Genomic DNA, 19,770 nt, shown 5'->3' with positions numbered 1-19,770 from the left:
ATTATTTAGTATTTTCAAACAAATAACTTTTTCCTTGCATCATCATATTAAACTCAAAAGTAAGATAATCTGCTATAGTATTTTCAAAATCCTCAACTTTAGGTATTTCATCATTAAAATAGTAAAACGAATGTAACCATTCATCCTCTGGATCTATTGTAGTTTTTACCATAAATTTAGTTTCAGCTGGAGCATCGTGTAACCAACAATTAAGTAAATGTGCTTTTCGCTCTTTCGCTCTTTCCGTTTCAACCAATCCAACATGTTTACGAATTACGAAACCATCATCTTCATAATTTATGAATTTACAAAATTTCTTTTCTGAATGTGGCTTGTGTGCTGTAAAAATTGCAATACAAGGGTTTGTACCCACACCATAAAAAGTTTCTTTGTTAAGAGTAATAACTCCTTCTAAAGTGTGTTTTGAAAGAATACGTTTTTTTACTTTTTTATCTTCGGAAGTTTTACCCACCATAGTAGATTGCGGTATAATAATTACACAACGCCCATTATCAGCCAACCCATCTAACAAATGCTCGATAAAATGAATTTCTGATAAATGTGCTGTATCTTTTCCTTTGGCTTGGGAATAAGGAGGGTTCATAAAGCCAACAGAATAATTCTGTCTGCGTAAATCGCTAACAGCTACTTTTAAAAAATCTTTATTTTCTAAATTACTTTTACCATCGCCTCTTAAAATCATGTTGGTAGTAGCAATTGAAAACATATCTTCTCTAATTTCTATTCCGTGCAATTGATTTTTTTTGATATTATCTTGCTCTTCTTTAGTCTTAACTTGTTTCAACATTTTGTGTAATGCAGAAATTAAAAAAGCTGAGGTGCCACAACAAGGATCAAAAACTCTATCGTTAGAGTTTAAATCAATTAAATCACAAAAAATATCTGTTATATGACTTGGAGTAAGAACAACCCCTAAAGTTTGTCCATCTCCACCACTAAATCGAATAAATTCACCATAAAATAAACCTAATACGTCTTCACTTGTATTGGCTTTAACCGAAGCTAAAATATTTTTCTCAACAAATTCGGTAAAAAATTTTAATGGTGTTTTAGCTAATTCCTCCTTCTGATTTTTGTTTTTCAGTCTATCATCTACCTGATTTAGTAGGGTTCTATCTTTTATTATATTAAACTGATTTAAAACTTTTTCTTTTTTGGTGTCAGGCGTAACTTCAACACGCTTCATATAATCTTCTATAGCAGAAAATATTTTCTGCCCATCTGTTCTAACTGTATCACCTGTTAGATTTTCAGTTTTAAAGTTAGGATCGCTTAATGCTAACAAAATTGCAGAAACCACTAAAGGTTTTTCATCATCACCTAGCTGTCCGTAATTTCTTAAAAATTCGTGTAACTCTTTTGCCTTAGCAATTAAGGCATCTTTTTCTAAAATCTCTGCTGGTGTTTCTTCTAAAACCTGTTCTTTATAATATTTTTCAATATTTTCTGTAGAAAAGTTTTCAAAATTTTCAACTGGTTTTAAAAGTTTATAACCATTTTGATCTATAAAGATAGGGCGAATAATATGGTGCTTTTCATCTCCAGAACAACCAAAAGCAAATATTCTTTTAAAATTAGTATTTTCAACGATATGTTTACCATAGTGTAATGCTCCATTTTCTGCAAAATCTTTTAATGACTTTACATCAGTCGCTAATTTAGTTTCATCTTCATCAGAATAATTTGCTTGTTTATCTAATTCAGCTTTATCTTCAATAACAATAATAAAATCATTTGAAATTCCAACAAACTCAGGGAAGCCAACTCTACCTGTCCCTTTTTTTGATGCAGTTTTTAAAGCATCATTAATTTCTTTTATACTGCTTCCATCAGCACTATACTTAATTTTAGCATTATCTAAGAGTTTACTTATAAAAATATCAAGGTTTTTTTCTTTTTTACTCATGGTAAATAATGGTTAGAGTTATGCAAATATAAACTAAAAGGTGTAAACATCAGAACTAGCCTTAGAAACCTCATCAACAAACATTTTTGCCTTAGATAGCATCGATGTTTTATTGTAAACTCGAGCCATCGCATTTTTTGGTTTTTTATCAGGATGCGTTATATTATCTATAACTCTTTCGGATATATTCAATGAATACAAATTAGTATAAAACGTCCCTTTGCAGTCATGTGTACTTATTAAATCGCTTATTGGTTTTTTTGAAGTTAAAATTCCATTTCTATACGTTACCTTTTTTACCTCTACCAATTTATTAAATTTTAAGTGCTTGAAAAGTTTTTTCAAATGCTTATTAATTATTGCGTTTTTTGGTATAATTGGAAAACCGTCTTTCAAATTAACAATTTCTTGAACTGGTTTTAGTAAAGGAACATAAACTTCTGTTGAGGTTTTGTTTTGTTTACTATGTATATAACTAAAATTATAGCCTACATCATTACAATGTTGTAATTTAGACTTTTGAGCTTCATACATGCTTTCAAAACGCATTCCTGATAAACATGCAATAATTATATATTCTTTAGCAATTTGTAATTTGCTGTCAAAAGAAACATCTGTAGATATAATCTTTTTTAATTCGTCAATCTCTATGTAAAAATCTTTTGAAGCCTCAACATTTTTTAACATCAAATTTTTATTATAAACGTCTAAAGCTATTTTGTTACCGTCTTCCATAGCTTCTTTCAAAGTTGTTAATAGTGTTCGCTGATGTTTTCTTATACTTGAAACTAAATAACCGTAACTTTGTTTTCTTTGCTTTTTAGGTTGATTCGGATTGTAAACTTCTACATCCCCTTTTAATATATCATCCAGCGTATCCCAAATTTTCCAGTATTTAGCTTCATCCAACGATTCAAATAGTAATGTTTCTCCAGTTGCTATTTGATACTTTTCTAATAAGTGACTAACAGTAGCATAAGTTTTAATAGTGTTTTCTCTTTTACTGTTCTTTTTTGACTTTTCACTATCGGCTTTTTCTTTTTCAATTTTACGATACAAATAGCTTAGTATATCATCTTTTGGTTCTTGTATCACTTCAGTTCGTAAACGTTCAGCCAAACTTTTTTTTAATTCAGTTGGAGTAGGCAACGTATTTGCTATAATGTGACTACTAGCTATTTCGTTCAGAGCAGTTTCAAAATTCAATATTCTATTCCTTACCGTAGCATTATTTTTATTTGCCTTTTTGAAAACAGCGTCATCAAATTTGAAATTTGTTTCTGGTTTTCCAAAATTGGACGGCTTAATACTTTCTTGTAACGAAAACCGCGCAGGTTTATGTCTTTTTTTTCCGCTCTTATTAATTTCAGCATAACCGTAGTTGATTTCTGCCATTATTAGTTCTAGCTTAGTTCTTTCTTCTACGATTTTTGCCTTCGGTTCTAAGTAGTATCTTATTTTTATATTTTTCATACATCAAAAATAACGGCGTAATTTACGGCGTAATTTTGTAATATAAAACGAAATTATTTGAAATTATTTGAAACTTGTAATTTTTCAAACCCTTATGTAACAAGCTGTAAATGATACTTGTTGTAGTTTTTTGTAACCAAATGAAACTTTAGTAGTGTATTTCTGGAGGTACCACTTTAAAAAATTAAATCCCTTGAAAATATAATGATTTTCAAGGGATTTTTATTTAACGGTAGAATTTATGGCACAAAAAACCAAAAATCCATACATAAATAGGTATAAGTTTGTTTGTTGATTATTTTATATTTTTACTTATTTTTACTTATTTTTTCTTAGAATGCGTAGCTCCTAACGTTTTCATTCAATACTTATCTCAGCTGGGTTAATACTGGTTTGGATTTATAAAATAAAAAATAAATGAATATATAGTTTATCAATTTTCCATGCAGATGACGGTTTTGGTGCTGGTTATAGTTTAGGTACAGAAGTTTCTAATGAAATAAAAATTTTCTCATTAGACGCTTTCAATATTAATGCATTTTATAATAAAGAATACGGAAAGGAGCTTCATCTTTTTGATTTAGAAGGTGTTGAATACTCTTTTAATGTAAATATTCCGACTGAAGCAGGAGTAAATGTAGGAGGGAATTATATTATTGGACATACTTATAATGGTTATGGATTAAGTATTTCTCCTCTAAGTACATCAGTAGGGTACTCTGCCTCAGGAACCACAACTACAATTTTTACACCTCATAAAAGTGAAGAACAAATCAATCAATCTGATAAAGAAAAATTGTAAAAATTAAATTTATTGAAAATGAAGTATCATATTATTAGTTATATTTTAGCTTTTTTCATTTTTTTGCTACTATTGTTGACATTAAAAAAAAGTGTTTTTAAGAATAGTAAGATTAAACATATTAATATTTATATGATGATATTAATCATTTTATGTATAAGTTCTTTTTGTGTTTTATCCTATAATACTTATAGAACTTATAAATTTTTAATCAATATAGATGAAAGGAATTATGATAATTTCAAAGTAGTCAAATATGATAATCATAAAAAAGTACATTCGTGGGATATTAGAGACAAAAAGGCTTTAAGAAAGTTAGTTAATTTAATTAAAGAAATTGATACTCCAAGCAAAATTAATAATAGAGATACTTTTACTCATTATCTTTGTAAGCTATACAACAATGTTTCGTATGAAAGCTTTTACTTCGAAATTTATGGAGATAATAACAATTATAAGCTAACTATTAATAATCAGTTAACCTATATAAATAACGATATTGTTATATTTATTGAAAACTTACCCAACAATAGCGAAACTCATCTTCATTGAGTGTAACCTTTGAAAAAATTAAAGATTTAAATATATGATAAACCCCAGCTGAGCGAAGTGTTCCTTAAAAACGTTTGGTGCTGAGCAAAGTGTCCTCACTTTGCGCTAAATAATAAAAACAAAAAGCAACTCTTTTGACGAGTTGCTTTTATTTTGTAGTGTCGTTACTTTATTCCGGTTTTCTAAGTAGGGAGACCTTGCGCAGTTGGTATAATAGTCAAATTGCTTTAAATATTATTTTTTATAATATCATGCGATTTAAAAATGTATAAAAATGGCGCTTTTTTTGCTATTTTTGATGCTTTTGAAGCCTTTTTAAGTAAAAAACAGCCTGATTTTGGCTATTTATAACAAAGTCATTTTCTTTCATAGATAAGACTTTTTAAAAAAAATACGTTATTTCCTAGTAAAACAATCTGCTATATGATCATTAACCATTCCTGTGGCTTGCATGTGGGCATACACTACAGTAGAACCCACAAATTTAAAACCTCTTTTCTTTAAATCCTTACTTAGTACATCTGATAATGGAGTAGTGGCTGGAACCTCTTTTAAGGTTTTCGGTTTGTTATCGATGGGTTTGCCATCCACAAAGCCCCAAATGTATTCGGAAAAACTACCAAATTCTTCTTGTATTTTTATAAAAGCTTGCGCATTGGTTACAGCTGCTTTAATTTTTAATTTGTTTCTAATGATACCTGTATCTTGACAAAGTGCTTCGATTTTTGTTTCATCATATTGCGCTACTTTGGTTAGATTAAATTGGTCAAAAGCATTTCTGAAATTTTCACGTTTGGCTAAGACCGTGTACCAACTTAAGCCTGCTTGAAACGTTTCCAAAATTAAAAATTCAAATAGTGTAGGGTCGTCATAAACTGGTTTTCCCCATTCGTTATCGTGATAAGCACGATATAAATCGTCTTTTTCACACCAAGCGCATCTTGTTTTCATTAGAAATCTTCGTAAAAATTATTTGGATTATAAAGCTCTTCTTTTTCTTTTTCATAACTAGCTCTAAAATGATGGCTATTTAAAGATTCCTTAATGATTGCTTCTAGTTTGTCTTCTTCATTTTCATCTTCTTCAATAGTTTTTACATAAAATGTAGAGAAAGCAGTAGGGTCAATTTTAGTATTGTTCATGAAAAAGGCAATAGTTCTTATGTTTTTTGAAAAGGAAGTGTCCTCTTTTTCTTTAACAGAATAAAAATAGAAAATTATTTTCTTGTTTTCATAATCTGTTATTTTCTTAGAAATAAAGGCTATAGAATCTGTTTTTTTGATTGTATAAAAATTGTGTAAAGCGGCTAAAGCAATACTGTCATTTTCTAGCTCTATAGGCATGTTTTTGTTGGCCATAAGTTGGATAGTTATAAAAGCCAAATTTTTATCTAATAATCCGTCTTTAATATCTTTATTTTCAATTGTATTGGATACAAATTTAAGACGCAACAATTCTATGTTTAATTCAGGAATATTTAGGTTTTTAATTTTTTCAATAAAATCGATAGTGTTTTTGTCTTTAGGGTATTTGTAAATAATATTTAAGAAAATAATTATGTCTTCAACGGGTGCATTCTCTTCATAATAATCATCTGGATCTTTTTCGTCTTCTTCTAATAAATTATTTGTTTTCCAGCTTTTAACTCTTTTAAACTCTAACTTTGCATTGGTTAAAATCATTTTGTTAAACGCTTTTATTTTTTTGATATTTATAAAGTCTTGCTCTAATAATTCATGACAAAATGAGAGTAAAGGATTTTGATATTCTTTAATACTGTAAAACTGAAAAATATTAGGAAATAATTCTTTAGCATGTTCAGGGTTGTTGCTGAAGTTGTTGAACATGCTTGTAATATCATATTGATTGTCAGAAACGGGTAAGTCGTATTCTAGTAATTCAATTATTTTTTGATAACTCTCTTTGGTATTATTATTAGATAACGCTATTAAAACATTAATTTGTGTTTCTGAATTACTATTATCCTGTTTGTAAATTTTTTCTAAATAGGGTAGAACTCTTTCATTTTTTAAGAATCCAATTTTTTTAATTAGATGATTCTTTGCGTATAATTCTGTTTTTTTAAAGTTAAATTTATTTATAAAAAAAGTAATTACATCAAAATCTGATTCTTCAAATTCCAGTTTATAGATAGAATTTAAAGCATTTTTTCTTAATGTGTCATTAGAACTGGAAGCATCGGTAATGAAACGATTAATTTTTGTTTCAAAGAGGCTATTCTTTTTTTCAAAAGGTAAAATCTCAAAGCTATTAAAAGCATTCTCAATAAAAACATCATCATTTTTATAATCTTTGGGTACTAAAGATTGTAAAATATAATATCGATCAGTATCGAATATTAGTTTGTATTTTACTGCTTGTGAGGCTTTTTTATTAGTAACTAGCGCTTCATAAGTATATTTATTTTTGGATGTTGTTTCTTTTTCATTAAGAACAAATGAAATTGGTTTATCCTTTCTAAATAAATTCCACCAGTTACTCATCTTAAAACCTTTTTTGGAATACATATGATAGCTTAATAGAGAAGTTCCATTGCTTGCATAATCATCATCATAATCAAAATCATCATAATTATAATCATCGTATTGATACATATTATCTTGCAAATTCAAGGTGTAATTTTTGAAAAATTTTTTGATGGAATCTAAATTTTTAATAGTCTCATAGGTATGAAATTTATTTATTTCTAACGAAACTGTTTTTCCTGTTTCAGATTTGAAAGTAAAATCTTTAAATTGAGCTGATAAAGGATTGGAATCAGGAGCAATATCTTTTCTGATATTTAAGAATAATTTTTTGTTTTCCTTTTCGGGAATATTAATTTTATAATTCGCAATACTATCCTGATAAATGATGAAATTCTCATTATTAACAGGTTTTTTTAATTGGAATGAATTAAAAAATAAGTTTTTGTTAGTTTCTGAAGCTTTAACCGTTCCTAATAGATAGTATTTATTTCCAAAAATAATTGATTTTAATTGTATTTTTTTGGAACCAATTTGAGATTCTGAAAGAAAAGCCTCCTTTTCAAAGCGTGTTTGTGTAGAATCGATATCATGTTGTAAATAAAATTGATAGTGAATTTGTTTGTGTTCAAATTCATTATTTTCCAATGTGCGATTATCATTTAAATTGCGTTCCATGACAAAATAATAGCTATCATCTTCTTTTAGATAGGATTGGACGTTGTAATTGTTGCTTTTGTTTTTTTCATGTTCGCTAATAGTATAAAAACTGGGTAAATTTATTGTAAATGAACTATTAGGTATATTTAATTCTTCCCAAGTGTTAGAAATAGGTTTTATATTAATCTTTTCAAATACTTCATTTTCAAAAAGTGTAGTATAATTATTTAATCCCGACATAGAAATCATTATAATTTCTAATGGAGTAATATAAAAACGGTAATGTTGGTAATTACCTGTCTTTGTTTTGTTTTTAATATCGTAGTAAGATAAACTGTTTTTTTCTACATATTCTTTATTTAAGATAGTACCTGGAACGTTTTCATAAAATAGGCTGTCTAACGATTTAGGATTGTAAAAATCGGATTTAGGCTTTATGAAATAATTGTGATTATTTCTAATAATTCTAATTAAACCTCCATTTGCATAATCTGGTGAACCTATGACACCTTCTTCAGTAATTTCATTGGCTAATAATGGAATTTCTAGCATTTTGTCTGGTGAGGTAAAAAGGGTAAAAATAGGTTTTTTAAAAAACGTTTCTATCTGTTTTTTTTGTTTTTCTCCCTTTGCAGTAAGTTGACTAAAAATGGGTTTTACGGTATATCCTTTTTGAATTAATAGATTGATAATTCCTTCTTTACCGGCTAGATGTGCTGCGCCTACAGCAGCAAAAAGACTACCTCTTTTTGAAATGGAAGCAATGCTGTCGGCCATAACTTTATTGCGATTAATAATTAAGGCTTCATGAGCTTTTTTAGAAAAGGCAAGTTTATAAATAGAATCTAAAATGGTAATGTTTTTCTCTCTGTAGAAATCTACTGTGGCCTCACCAAATGATTTTCTTTTTAAAATTTTGTATAACAGTTGAATATTTTCTTCTTTAGGTGTGGCATCGGTAGCATTAATTTGTAATAGTGGAATCATAGATTCTACAGCATCTTCTAGGCCTGTAATTTCTTTTCCATACTTTCTGCCTGCTTGACTAATAAACATGTCTAATACAGCGTTTTCTTCATAATCAGCATTTTTGTTTTCTGATAATGATAAATAATTATAAAAGAAATGACTTTTATTATTAAACATAGCAATAATTTTACTTTTGCTAATAGGGTTTATGTAAAAAGAACTGTATAATTGACCCGAATATAAATATTCTTTTTCTTTCATTAAATTAGAAACGGTTCCCCAAGTTTCAGGATTGCTTTCATTGGCTACAATATCTGAATTTAATAATGCATCAAAAAAAGAATCAGATAAGTTATAGGATACTTTGTCGCTTACATGCATAGTACCATATAGAAAGGATTTCTTTTGTAAACCATTTCCACTGATTTCCCATAGCATGCTATTTTCAGTTTGACTAAATAAACAACAATAAATAAAGAATGTAACTATAATGGTAATTTTTTTCAAAATAATATATTTTAAACAAATATATCATAAAAAAACCTCAATCAGAAGTTAGATTGAGGTTTTGTATTATTGAGTTAGTTAAAATATTAACCTAAAGCTACTCTTTTAAATCCTGTAACAGTTAAATCTCCACTTACTGATTTAACATATGAAGCTACATTCATTGAGTTATCTTTAATATAATCTTGATTAACTAAAGTGTTATCTTTATAGAAACGTTGAATTTTACCTTTAGAAATGTTATCTAACATGGCTTCTGGTTTACCTTCAGCTCTTAGTTGTTCTTTAGCGATTTCAATTTCTTTTTCGATGATTGCAGCATCAACACCAGCTTCGTTTAAAGCGATTGGGTTCATTGCAGCAGCTTGCATAGAAACGTTTCTTGCAGCTTCTTCAGCACCTTCTACATTAGCAGATAAAGATGTTAAAACCGCAATTTTATTACCAGCATGAATGTAAGAACCAACGAAAGCACCTTCTAATCTTTCAAAAGAACCGATTTCGATTTTTTCTCCAATTACACCAGTCTGCTCAATTAATTTTTCAGCAACAGTAATTCCATTGAAATCAGAAGCTAATAATTCTTCTTTAGTTGCATAATTTAAAGCTTGGTTTGCTAAATCTGTAGCTAATTTTATAAAACTTTCGTTTTTACCTACGAAATCTGTTTCACAGTTTAATGTGATTACAACACCAGCAGTTTTGTCAGCATTTACAACAGCAATTGCAGCACCTTCTGTAGATTCTCTATCAGAACGGTTTGCAGCCACTTTTTGTCCTTTTTTACGAAGGTTTTCGATAGCTAAATCAAAATCTCCATCTGCTTCAACAAGTGCTTTTTTGCAATCCATCATACCAGCACCTGTAATAGTTCTTAATTTATTTACGTCTGCAGCAGTAATTGTTGCCATATGTTTTTTATTTTAAGATTAAATTTTTTTGTAAAAAAAAGAAATTCCAATTTCAAAACCCAAATTCCAACTTTATTAAATCATCAACAATTGTTTTCGATTTTTTGGAATGTGGAATCTTAATATTGGAATTTGTTATATTTATTCTTCAGTTTCAGTTTTAGGAGCTTGAACAGCTTCTACTTCTTTAACTGGTTGCTCTTCATCTTTATCAGACTTTCTATCAGAAAGACCTTCAATGATAGCACTAGAAACTAATCCTAGAACTTTTTCAATTGATTTAGAAGCATCATCATTTGCTGGAATAACAAAATCAATAGGACGTGGGTCCGAGTTTGTATCAACCATTGCAAAAACTGGAATGTTTAATTTTTGAGCTTCTTTTATTGCGATGTGTTCAGCTTTAACGTCTACTACAAATAGAGCAGCAGGTAGTCTAGACATGTCTGCGATAGAACCTAAGTTTTTCTCTAATTTAGCACGTAGACGATCTACTTGTAATTTTTCTTTTTTAGAAAGTGTATTAAAAGTACCATCTTTTTTCATTCTATCGATAGAAGCCATTTTTTTAACCGCTTTACGAATAGTGATGAAGTTAGTTAACATACCACCTGGCCATCTTTCAGTGATGTAAGGCATGTTACAAGCTGCTGCTTTTTCAGCAACGATATCTTTAGCTTGTTTTTTAGTAGCTACGAATAATATTTTTCTTCCTGATGCAGCGATTTTTTTCAAAGCTTCGTTAGCTTCTTCGATTTTTGCTGCAGTTTTATATAGATTGATAATGTGAATACCATTACGTTCCATATAAATGTAAGGAGCCATGTTTGGATCCCATTTACGAGTCATGTGTCCAAAGTGTACACCTGCTTCTAATAATTCTTTAACGTCAATTTTGTTTGCCATTGTGTAATAGTTTACGTTCCGTGTTATAGCAATGTTCCGTTTGGCTTCAAGCTTTCAGCTTTAGGCTTTAGGCTTCATTTAGATGCTAAACTAATTCCCTTTTTAATAAGGAATATCGACAACTTGTTTTTAAATTCAATTTTAATTGTAATAATTTGTTGAAAAAAATATTCGGATAATATTCGAATATTAACGTTTCGAGAATTGGAATCTCTTACGTGCTTTTTTCTGACCAAATTTCTTACGCTCAACCATTCTAGGATCTCTAGTTAATAATCCTTCTGGTTTTAAAATAGCTCTGTTTTCAGCTTCAACTTCACACATTACTCTTGCTAAAGCCATTCTCACAGCTTCTGCTTGTCCTGTAGTTCCTCCGCCATATACATTTACTTTTACATCAAAGTTTCCTGCATTTTCAGTCATTGCTAAAGGTTGCATTACTTTATATTGTAAAGTAGCAGTTGGGAAGTAAGTTGTAAATTCTCTTTTGTTTACAGTAATTTTTCCTGTTCCTTCTGTAACATAAACACGTGCAACAGCACATTTTCTTCTACCGATTTTGTGAATAACTGCCATTACTTAAGATCGTTTAGGTTTACGGTTTTAGGTTTTTGAGCCTCATGTTTGTGCTCAGTACCTACATATACATTTAAATTTCGGAATAATTCAGCTCCTAATTTGTTTTTAGGTAACATTCCTTTTACAGCTTTTTCTACTAATACAGCTGGATTTTTTTGTTGCTGTACTTTAGCAGTTAAAGTTCTTTGACCTCCTGGGTAACCTGTATGACGCAAATAGATTTTGTCGTCTAGCTTGTTACCAGTAAGGTTGATTTTTTCTGCGTTGATAACAATTACGTTATCTCCACAATCAACGTGTGGTGTATAACTTGGTTTGTATTTACCTCTTAATAGCATAGCTACTTTAGAAGCAAAGCGACCTAAGTTATGACCTTCAGCATCTACTACAATCCACTCTTTTTGAGCAGTTGCTTTATTAGCTGATACTGTCTTGTAGCTTAATGTGTTCACAATAATTTATTTAAATTAAACATTCCATTCCCAATTAAGGGAGTGCAAAAGTACAATTATTTCTTATAAATGCAAATGGTCTTGCAATAATATTTTTATTTTATTTAATAACTAATGTGTTGATAGTAAATCAATTTGGTAATTGAATAAAATAGGATTAGTTAACTTGATATAAATTGTTATTTTTACAAAGTAATTTTTAATTCATATTTTGAATTAATTTGATATTTATTAAATAAATAATTTGTACTTAAAAAAACTTTTGTATTCATGAAAGCTAAAGCAACTTTAAAACAAATCGCAAAAGAATTAGGAGTAAGTGTTTCTACTGTTTCTAAGGCATTGAGTGATAGCCAAGAAATTAGTCAAGCTACAAAAGATAAAATTAAAGAGTTTGCAGCACTAAAGAATTATAAGCCTAATTTGATGGCGAAAAATTTGAAGTATCAAAAGTCAAATACGATTGGAGTAATTATTCCTAATATTTTAAATTCTTTTTTTGCTAAAGTTTTTAGTGGTATTGAAGAAGTGGCTCGAAAAAGAGGGTATAATATTGTGACTGCCATTTCAAATGAATCATTGGAAAGAGAAAAACAATTAATGGAAATGTTGAATAATGGTGCTGTAGATGGTTTTATTTTGTCGATGGCTGAAGAAACACAAACTACAAAAAACTTTCAACATTATAATTCTATTATTAAAAGTGGGACTCCCATTGTTATGTTTGACAGAATTACTGATTTGGTTAAATCGGATAAAGTTATAGTAGATGATTTAGATTCTGCATTTGATGCCACGCAACATTTGATAAAAATTGGATGTAAAAAAATTGCTTTACTTTCAACAATTGATAATTTAAGTGTTGGTAAATTACGTTTTGAAGGTTATAGAAAAGCTTTGGATTTAAATCAAGTAGCTTTGGAGAATAGTTTAATCCTTATTGGAGATGAAGATGAGAATTTTGATGAAAGAATAAAAACCTTGTTGCAATCTAAAGATGTAGATGGCATTTTTGCTGTTGATGAATATTCTGCTACTAAAGCCATGAAGTTAGCGCTTCAAAATGGATATCAAATTCCTGACGAATTAAATATAATTGGATTTGCAGATGGTACTTGGTCGCGTCGATTAACGCCAAGTCTTTCTACTGTAAGTCAGCATGCACCTGAAATAGGAGAAAAATCGGCTACCTTATTAATTGATCGTTTGAATGCAAAGGAGGATGAAACCTTTGACTATAAAACAATAGTTATAAAAACAGAGTTGCGTCAAAGAGATTCTACTAGAAAATTATAATTGTTTGGCTTTATCATCTCGCCATGTTATATATCCAATAATTGCATTGAATAAATAAAAAATATACTTTGCCGAGTTGGCTATATTTAATAATAATAGGTTTTGGATTAATTTAGTGAAATTATAAATTTGCCATAATAACCAGTTGTCTGGATACATTCTTGCCGTATTAAATGTTCCTCCAAATGTTAGTCCGGCTGGAATTGAAACGGCAAAAAATAGTTTGATATTCAATTCGGTTGAGGATAAATATTTGAATGCTAAAAAATTTAAAGTAAACGACAAAATAAAACCTAGAATGATATTTTTGTAAAAAATAAAATCTATTTTTCTAAGAAATTTACTTTTTTTCCAAGCATTGAAAACAAGATAATTTCCTATAAAACTTACAGGATAAGTTAAAATAGCCCCTACATTTCCTAATAAATAATCAATAGAACCACTTAAGAATGTATTACAAGTGGTTATAAAATTACCAATATTATTTTTCTTAGTAACTAATCTATTACCAATCATTGAAAGACAAGTATTAACAATAGAAATATATCCTAAGAAAAAAGTATAATTTTTATGATTAAAAGTAAAATTAAAGATGGTTTTGTGATAGTTAAGTGTTAACGATGCGGTTATAACAATAGCAAGACCAATAATATCTAGATAGTTACTATTAGTAATTGCTTTTATTTTTGTAATTAAATTATTTGATAAATGTAGATTTATAAACATTATTCTTTTGTAAAGTTGAATTTTCCACCGCCTTGATGTAATTCAAGCGTGTTTTCACTGAATATGATTTCTATTCCCGCTTGTGCAAAAATAAATGTTTTTTCGTCTTTTAGAGTCAGTGGAAACGAACCTTGTCCTGTAGCTTGTGCTAAAAGTTCTCCCTCTTTTTCAAAAATGGTGATTTTTAGAGGAATATCTTTGGAAGCATAGGTGCCAGAATATTTATTTATGAGCGTTTGATTGATTTTTTCAAAACTTGGAAAAGGGTAGGGTATTTTGTAATAGATGCTTAAAATACCAATCATAATGTCGTTGATATTGTAATTATCTCCATTAACGATTAACGAAATACCTAATTTTTCTGTTGGATAGTAACCTACATTGGAACGAAAACTTTCAATACCACCTGAATGACCATAAAAACGTCTTTCTCCAAAGGGAAATTGGAATAACGCTTTCCCATAGCCTTCTTTAATAGTAATCATAGCTTCTAAACTTGTCTTTTTTACTAATTTACCTTGGAATAAAGCTTCCATTAATAACGTTAAATCATTTGGAGTTGAAATGAGAGCACCAGCTGCAAAAGCGGTATCAAAATCCCATTCTTCTACTTTTTTCCATTGGTTATCTTTAAAGATATAGGAATAACTTTCGTTAAAATTAGTTTGTACTTTTTCTGTTGGATAATAGGTGTTTTTTAAACCTATTTTATGGCAAATTCTTTTTTCAATATTTTCGCGGTATGACTTTTTGGTTACCTTTTCAATAATACCTCCTAAAAGATAATAATTGGAATTGCTGTATTGAAATTTGCTGTCGGGTTCAAATAAAGAATCGTAATTTTCTATTTTAGTATAGATGGCTTCTTTAATATCGGGAGCGGTTAATTCTTCTTTTGTTAAGGAATCTTGATTAATATAATCTGGAATTCCTGTGCGCTGATGTAATAATTGAGAGATTGTAATTTTCTCTGCATTTTTTACTTTAGGAAAAAAAGTAGCTAGAGGAGTTTCTAATTTTAACTTTTTCTCTTCTATAAGTTGCATAATGATAATGGCTGTAAAAGTTTTACTAATAGAGCCAATTTTATATTTTGTATTTGAATCGACTTTTTCTTTTATTTCTTGATTACGATATCCATAGGCCTTTGAAAAAACGATGTTTTCTCCTTCACGAATAGCTAACGAACCCATAAATTTATTATTTGATTCTAAATAATGCAGTAAACTATCTATGCGTTGTAATCTTGGTTGTATTTGTGCAAAAGTAGAAACGTTGATAAATAGAAAAAGGAATACTATTTTTTTCATGAGTGTGTAATGCTAGTTTTATTATTAGTAAAGGTAATGCTTATAATGTTACTTTTAAATTGAAATTATACTCTTAATTTATCAAATAAATATAATTTTTTTCTTTAAAAACAGTTTTGCTTTCAACGAGATGAAATGTAAAATTGTTTTTTGAGGCAATGCTTTTAATTTTTTTTAAATCACAATCTTCTGATAAGATCATAAAAATGTTTTGTAAATTATTCCGATTACGCAATTGGTGGAAAAGTTTTTCAAAATACTCAAAATTTTCTCCACAAAACCAAGCATTTTCCTTTATATTTTTTGGTTTTTTTGGATAATATGGTGGATTTATTATGATATAATCAAAAGAATGTTTTGTAATCGAATCAAATAAATCAGAATAGGTAATTTCGACAGTTAAATTGTTTTTTTTTGCATTTTTATCCAAATAATTAAGTGCCGTTTGATTGATATCTGTGGCAGTAACTAATGCACCTTTTTTTGCTGCGATTAGAGCAATAATACCGCTTCCACAACCTAATTCTAAAAACGTCTTGTCTTTTAAATCTAGTGGTTGAATAAAATCTAATAGTATTTTAGTACTAAAGGTTAAATGAGGAGGAAAAACTTTTGGATGGACTTGAACACAAATCGAATCATAACAATATTTTCTAGGTTTATGATAATATACTTTTAAAGCATATTTTAAAAACGGATGTGTTATTTTTTTAATAAATTTTCTCATGTGATTTGTATCATTCTGAATAGAATCCTTCTATTTCAGGTTGACGGTATTTCCAAAGTTTATGGAGTATTTTTATTTCGTAAGGATAATGATAAAAATTGGTTTTATAGCGAATCCCAGACACTAATTTTAGTAGTCTTTTTTTATAGCCTTTAATCCTAAAGTCAGAAGCTGTAGGATAATATCCATTTAAAACGGTTTCGAAATTTTTAATGGTATCAATCATATAAGGTTTTAACCAAGGAGTTAAAGGGTTTTTCCTTAAATCAAAATTTTCCCAACTTGGTGAAATCCAATCTTCAAGTTTTTCAGGAAAAGAAAAACCAGCATCTAAAATTTGTTGGTACAATTCTGAACCTTCAGTAGGAACAGGACTGTATAAATAAATAATTATTTCCGCATTAGGGTTAATTACTTTAATTTCTTTGATAAAATTAATATCCCATAAAATTTGTTTGTACACTTCTTGCTCTGTTTTGGCAGGCATACCTAAAACAAAAGAAAGCTCTGGAACAATGTCGGCATGTTTCATTCGAAGTACAAAATCTTTAATCATTTGTCCCGTTTGTGTTCCACCTTTATTCATTTGTTTTAAAATCAAATCATTACCCGTTTCAGCACCTAAGAAAATCATTTTGCAACCCGCTTTTCGCATGAGTTTTAGGTCTTCATCACTATACATATTGATGGTGTCAATTCTTCCCTCGCCCCAATAACTAATGTTATCATTTAAAATTAATTCTGAAAATTCTAACACTCTTTTCTTAGAGGTAAAGAAATTGTTGTCGTGAAATTCAATGGCATCAATATTGTATTTTTCTTTAAAATAAAGTACATCTTCATAAATTCTTTGAGCAGACATCCCTTTCCATTTGGCATTATATATGGGCACAACTGCACAAAAAGAGCAGGAAAATGGGCATCCCATACTAGAATGGTACGATAATGTTTTATGCCCCATAAACGTTTTTGCTAAATAATTTCTTACAGGATAAAAAGTATTGAGATATTCATAAGGAAATTTTGGCAAAGTATCTTGATCGAGTAGTGCTTCAACAGCAGTTTTTACGATTTCACCCTTCTCATTTTTAAAGATTAAGTTTTTGATGAGTATTAAATTTTCCTTTTGATTATTTTCTAAAGTTTGAATTAATTCTGGAAAAGTATTGTCACCAGGACCGTTAATAACATAATCTACATATTCAGAATCTAAAGAAACTTTATATTGGTTGGATGCAAAATAACCGCCCCAAACCGTAACAATATGAGGAAATTGTTCTTTGATTTTTTTTGTAAATGGAATGGCTTGACGTAATTGTGGACCAGGCATTACAGTAGCACCAAAATATTTAAATTCGCCTGTTTTTAGATAGTTTTCAATGGTTTGCCACGGATTTTTCTCTAAATTTCCATCTACAAAAACGTAATCATATTTTCCATGAATGGAAGCACCTACCTGTAAAATAGAATTTGGAATGCGATGTTTCGCATTGGCACTTTTAGGGTTGAATATAATGGTTTTGTTATTTCCCATAATTTAAAAAGCGCTACAACATCTGCTACAAGCAGGAAGTAGTCCATTATTTTTTATTAAATCAGAACGAAATTCTTTTAATACATTAGTATTCCAAATTTCTTTCAACGAATTGTTATAAATGTTGCCAAGATTTAAGTTGTAACACCTTCCGTGAGAAGGAATTACGCTTCCATCAGATTTAATCATAATATTTGAAAATACATCATTACATCTCTTTCCTATAATTTTTTCAGGGTTGTGATAGAACTCTATTAATTTATCTTTAGAGCTAATTTCGGGAGAAAATATAACTTTAAAGGAAGTTTTTTCATTTTTTATTTCTTGAATTTCATTCCAAAGCAATTCTAAATTATAATTATCAATATTTATTTCGTCAATATTTGATGCGGTGGCTTTATATTTTGTTTTCCAAATCAAATTGTGATTGTCTGCAACAGATTGAGGAGTAAAATTTGTATGCATAAAACCAATTTCTTTTAATGGAAAATCCTTAAAAAACGCAATAAATTCTTTTAAGTAACCAATGTTCCATTCAGTAATTACACAAAATACTGAGACAGGTTGTTTTGGGTTAAGTTTAAAAATATCTTCAATTCCTTCAATTGCTTTTTGAAATGATTTTTTATGACCTCTTATTTTGTTGTGTATTTCTTCTGGTCCATCTAATGAAATGTATAATTCTCCTAAATTAGCATCAACTAATCTTTTTGCATTTTGTTTTAATGTTAATGCATTGGTTGTAATTGTAGTTTTTATATTTTTTTCTTTAGCGTATTGTAATGAAGTTTCTAAATGGGGATAAACTAATGGTTCAGTAAAAGCATAACCTAATTTTGCTTTTGGATAATGTATTGCTACTTGATCAATCACTTTTTTTATTAAATCAAGTGGCATATTTAAAGGGTGCGTTCCAATTAAATTTTGAGCAAAATTTGTTTCTAAAGTTTTCGTTCCTACATCACACATTTTACAATGTAAGTTGCATACATTATTTACACCAAGTACAATCCATTCTGGTCCAAAAAAATAGTTTTTAGGAGATAGCTCTTGATTAATTCTTTTAAAGGATTTTAGAATCATTTTTTAAATTAGATTATTGAATTTAATGTTAGTCTACTTTATTAAATATTTTATTAAATTTTTTAAATTCAAGTAATTTCCATTAATAAATAAATTTAAGTTAATTTTTCTATTTAGAAGCAGCTTTGTCGTTGAAAAGAAATAATTTGAATAGTAAGGAATGTTTTTGATATTACTATGTGTATTCCCATTATGAAGTCTCATTAAAGTTAATGGTTTAGCAATGAAATAAACCTTGTAATTTGCAGCAACTCTAAATAAAAAATCTTGTAGTCCTTCTTTATAAAAATTATTTAAAAAAGTAATTTCATTTAAAATTTCTTTTTTAAAAATAATAATTGGGAAGGGTAAAATTTTAAACATCATTGCTTCATATAAAATGTTTTTAAAGAAATCTGATTCATAGTTGTAATACTCCTTTTTTGGAGAATTTATATTTTTGAAATATTTAATATTATGAGTTATAACCTTTATCTCATTGTTTTTTTTAAAAATATTTATAATTAATTCAAGTTTGTTATTTAACCATAAATCATCAGAGTCAAGAATTGAAATTATATCACCTGAGGAATGTTTTAAACCATAATTTCTTAAAGTACTCAAATTAGATGTCTTTTGATAATTGAAATATAGTATTCTCTCATCATTATAACCTTTTACAACTTCTTCTGTATTGTCAGTTGAACCATCATCAATAATAATATGTTCAAAATTTTGATAAGTTTGATTTAAAACACTTTCAATTGTTTCTCCTATCAAATTTGCGCGATTGTATGTTATGGTGATAATACTAATTTTCATTTTTTCATTTTTTTATGAAAGTAGATACGCAATAAAATGTAATTAATTAATAAAGCGATTGTATTTGAT

16 protein-coding genes are annotated in these 19,770 nt (G+C 28.6%); 2 read left to right on the top strand and 14 right to left on the bottom strand.

Annotated elements, in window-relative coordinates; all coding sequences use genetic code 11:
* Position 1 precedes the first annotated feature (1 nt).
* On the bottom strand, positions 2-1,927 hold the full coding sequence (locus HALO113_RS06845) for a class I SAM-dependent DNA methyltransferase (RefSeq protein ID WP_159778311.1): 1,926 nt from the start codon (positions 1,925-1,927) through the stop codon (positions 2-4).
* A 33-nt stretch (positions 1,928-1,960) separates the two neighbouring features.
* Entirely contained in the window at positions 1,961-3,400 is a 1,440-nt protein-coding gene (locus HALO113_RS06840; protein WP_159778310.1) for a hypothetical protein, read from the bottom strand.
* A 934-nt stretch (positions 3,401-4,334) separates the two neighbouring features.
* On the opposite strand from HALO113_RS06840, the gene HALO113_RS06835 reads away from it, so the two are divergent.
* Entirely contained in the window at positions 4,335-4,754 is a 420-nt protein-coding gene (locus tag HALO113_RS06835) for a hypothetical protein (protein ID WP_159778309.1), read from the top strand.
* A gap of 396 nt (positions 4,755-5,150) precedes the next feature.
* Here the strand turns inward: HALO113_RS06835 and HALO113_RS06830 are convergent, their stop codons facing one another.
* From HALO113_RS06830 to rplM, 6 genes are all read right to left on the bottom strand, one after another.
* On the bottom strand, positions 5,151-5,705 hold the full coding sequence (locus tag HALO113_RS06830; RefSeq protein ID WP_159778308.1) for a DNA-3-methyladenine glycosylase I: 555 nt from the start codon (positions 5,703-5,705) through the stop codon (positions 5,151-5,153).
* Positions 5,705-9,376, bottom strand: coding sequence for a TraB/GumN family protein (locus tag HALO113_RS06825; RefSeq protein WP_159778307.1), 3,672 nt, complete (start codon positions 9,374-9,376; stop codon positions 5,705-5,707). Before HALO113_RS06825 ends, HALO113_RS06830 begins: the two co-directional genes overlap by 1 nt.
* Positions 9,377-9,462: 86 nt before the next feature.
* On the bottom strand, positions 9,463-10,287 hold the full coding sequence (gene tsf, locus HALO113_RS06820) for a translation elongation factor Ts (protein ID WP_159778306.1): 825 nt from the start codon (positions 10,285-10,287) through the stop codon (positions 9,463-9,465).
* A gap of 141 nt (positions 10,288-10,428) precedes the next feature.
* Positions 10,429-11,193: a 30S ribosomal protein S2 gene (rpsB, locus tag HALO113_RS06815; RefSeq protein WP_159778305.1), complete on the bottom strand. Its 765-nt coding sequence runs from the start codon at positions 11,191-11,193 to the stop codon at positions 10,429-10,431.
* A gap of 189 nt (positions 11,194-11,382) precedes the next feature.
* Positions 11,383-11,769, bottom strand: coding sequence for a 30S ribosomal protein S9 (gene rpsI / locus HALO113_RS06810; RefSeq protein WP_159778304.1), 387 nt, complete (start codon positions 11,767-11,769; stop codon positions 11,383-11,385).
* Positions 11,769-12,224, bottom strand: coding sequence for a 50S ribosomal protein L13 (rplM, locus tag HALO113_RS06805; RefSeq protein ID WP_159778303.1), 456 nt, complete (start codon positions 12,222-12,224; stop codon positions 11,769-11,771). The genes rpsI and rplM overlap by 1 nt, the downstream gene beginning before the upstream one ends.
* A gap of 270 nt (positions 12,225-12,494) precedes the next feature.
* On the opposite strand from rplM, the gene HALO113_RS06800 reads away from it, so the two are divergent.
* Positions 12,495-13,520 carry a LacI family DNA-binding transcriptional regulator gene (locus tag HALO113_RS06800; protein ID WP_159778302.1) on the top strand — a complete coding sequence of 342 codons (1,026 nt, stop codon included), beginning with the start codon at positions 12,495-12,497 and terminating at the stop codon, positions 13,518-13,520.
* Here HALO113_RS06800 and HALO113_RS06795 read toward each other — a convergent pair.
* The 6 genes from HALO113_RS06795 to HALO113_RS06770 all read right to left on the bottom strand — a co-directional run bounded on the left by HALO113_RS06795 (position 13,515) and on the right by HALO113_RS06770 (position 19,701).
* A complete protein-coding gene (locus tag HALO113_RS06795; RefSeq protein WP_159778301.1) occupies positions 13,515-14,246 on the bottom strand; it encodes a nicotinamide mononucleotide transporter in 732 nt (243 codons plus the stop codon). The genes HALO113_RS06800 and HALO113_RS06795 overlap by 6 nt on opposite strands.
* Positions 14,246-15,556: a serine hydrolase gene (locus HALO113_RS06790; RefSeq protein ID WP_159778300.1), complete on the bottom strand. Its 1,311-nt coding sequence runs from the start codon at positions 15,554-15,556 to the stop codon at positions 14,246-14,248. Before HALO113_RS06790 ends, HALO113_RS06795 begins: the two co-directional genes overlap by 1 nt.
* A gap of 73 nt (positions 15,557-15,629) precedes the next feature.
* Positions 15,630-16,283: a methyltransferase gene (locus HALO113_RS06785; protein WP_159778299.1), complete on the bottom strand. Its 654-nt coding sequence runs from the start codon at positions 16,281-16,283 to the stop codon at positions 15,630-15,632.
* A 10-nt stretch (positions 16,284-16,293) separates the two neighbouring features.
* Entirely contained in the window at positions 16,294-17,817 is a 1,524-nt protein-coding gene (locus HALO113_RS06780) for a radical SAM protein (protein ID WP_159778298.1), read from the bottom strand.
* Positions 17,818-17,820: 3 nt separating this feature from the next.
* A complete protein-coding gene (locus tag HALO113_RS06775; protein WP_159778297.1) occupies positions 17,821-18,900 on the bottom strand; it encodes a radical SAM protein in 1,080 nt (359 codons plus the stop codon).
* A 33-nt stretch (positions 18,901-18,933) separates the two neighbouring features.
* A complete protein-coding gene (locus HALO113_RS06770) occupies positions 18,934-19,701 on the bottom strand; it encodes a glycosyltransferase (protein ID WP_159778296.1) in 768 nt (255 codons plus the stop codon).
* Between the last annotated feature and the right edge of the window lie 69 nt (positions 19,702-19,770).

The organism is Flavobacterium sp. 9AF, from assembly GCF_902506265.1.
Lineage (GTDB): Bacteria > Bacteroidota > Bacteroidia > Flavobacteriales > Flavobacteriaceae > Flavobacterium.
The sequence above is the reverse complement of the archived record's forward strand: the minus strand, read 5'-3'. Positions and strand labels throughout refer to the sequence as shown.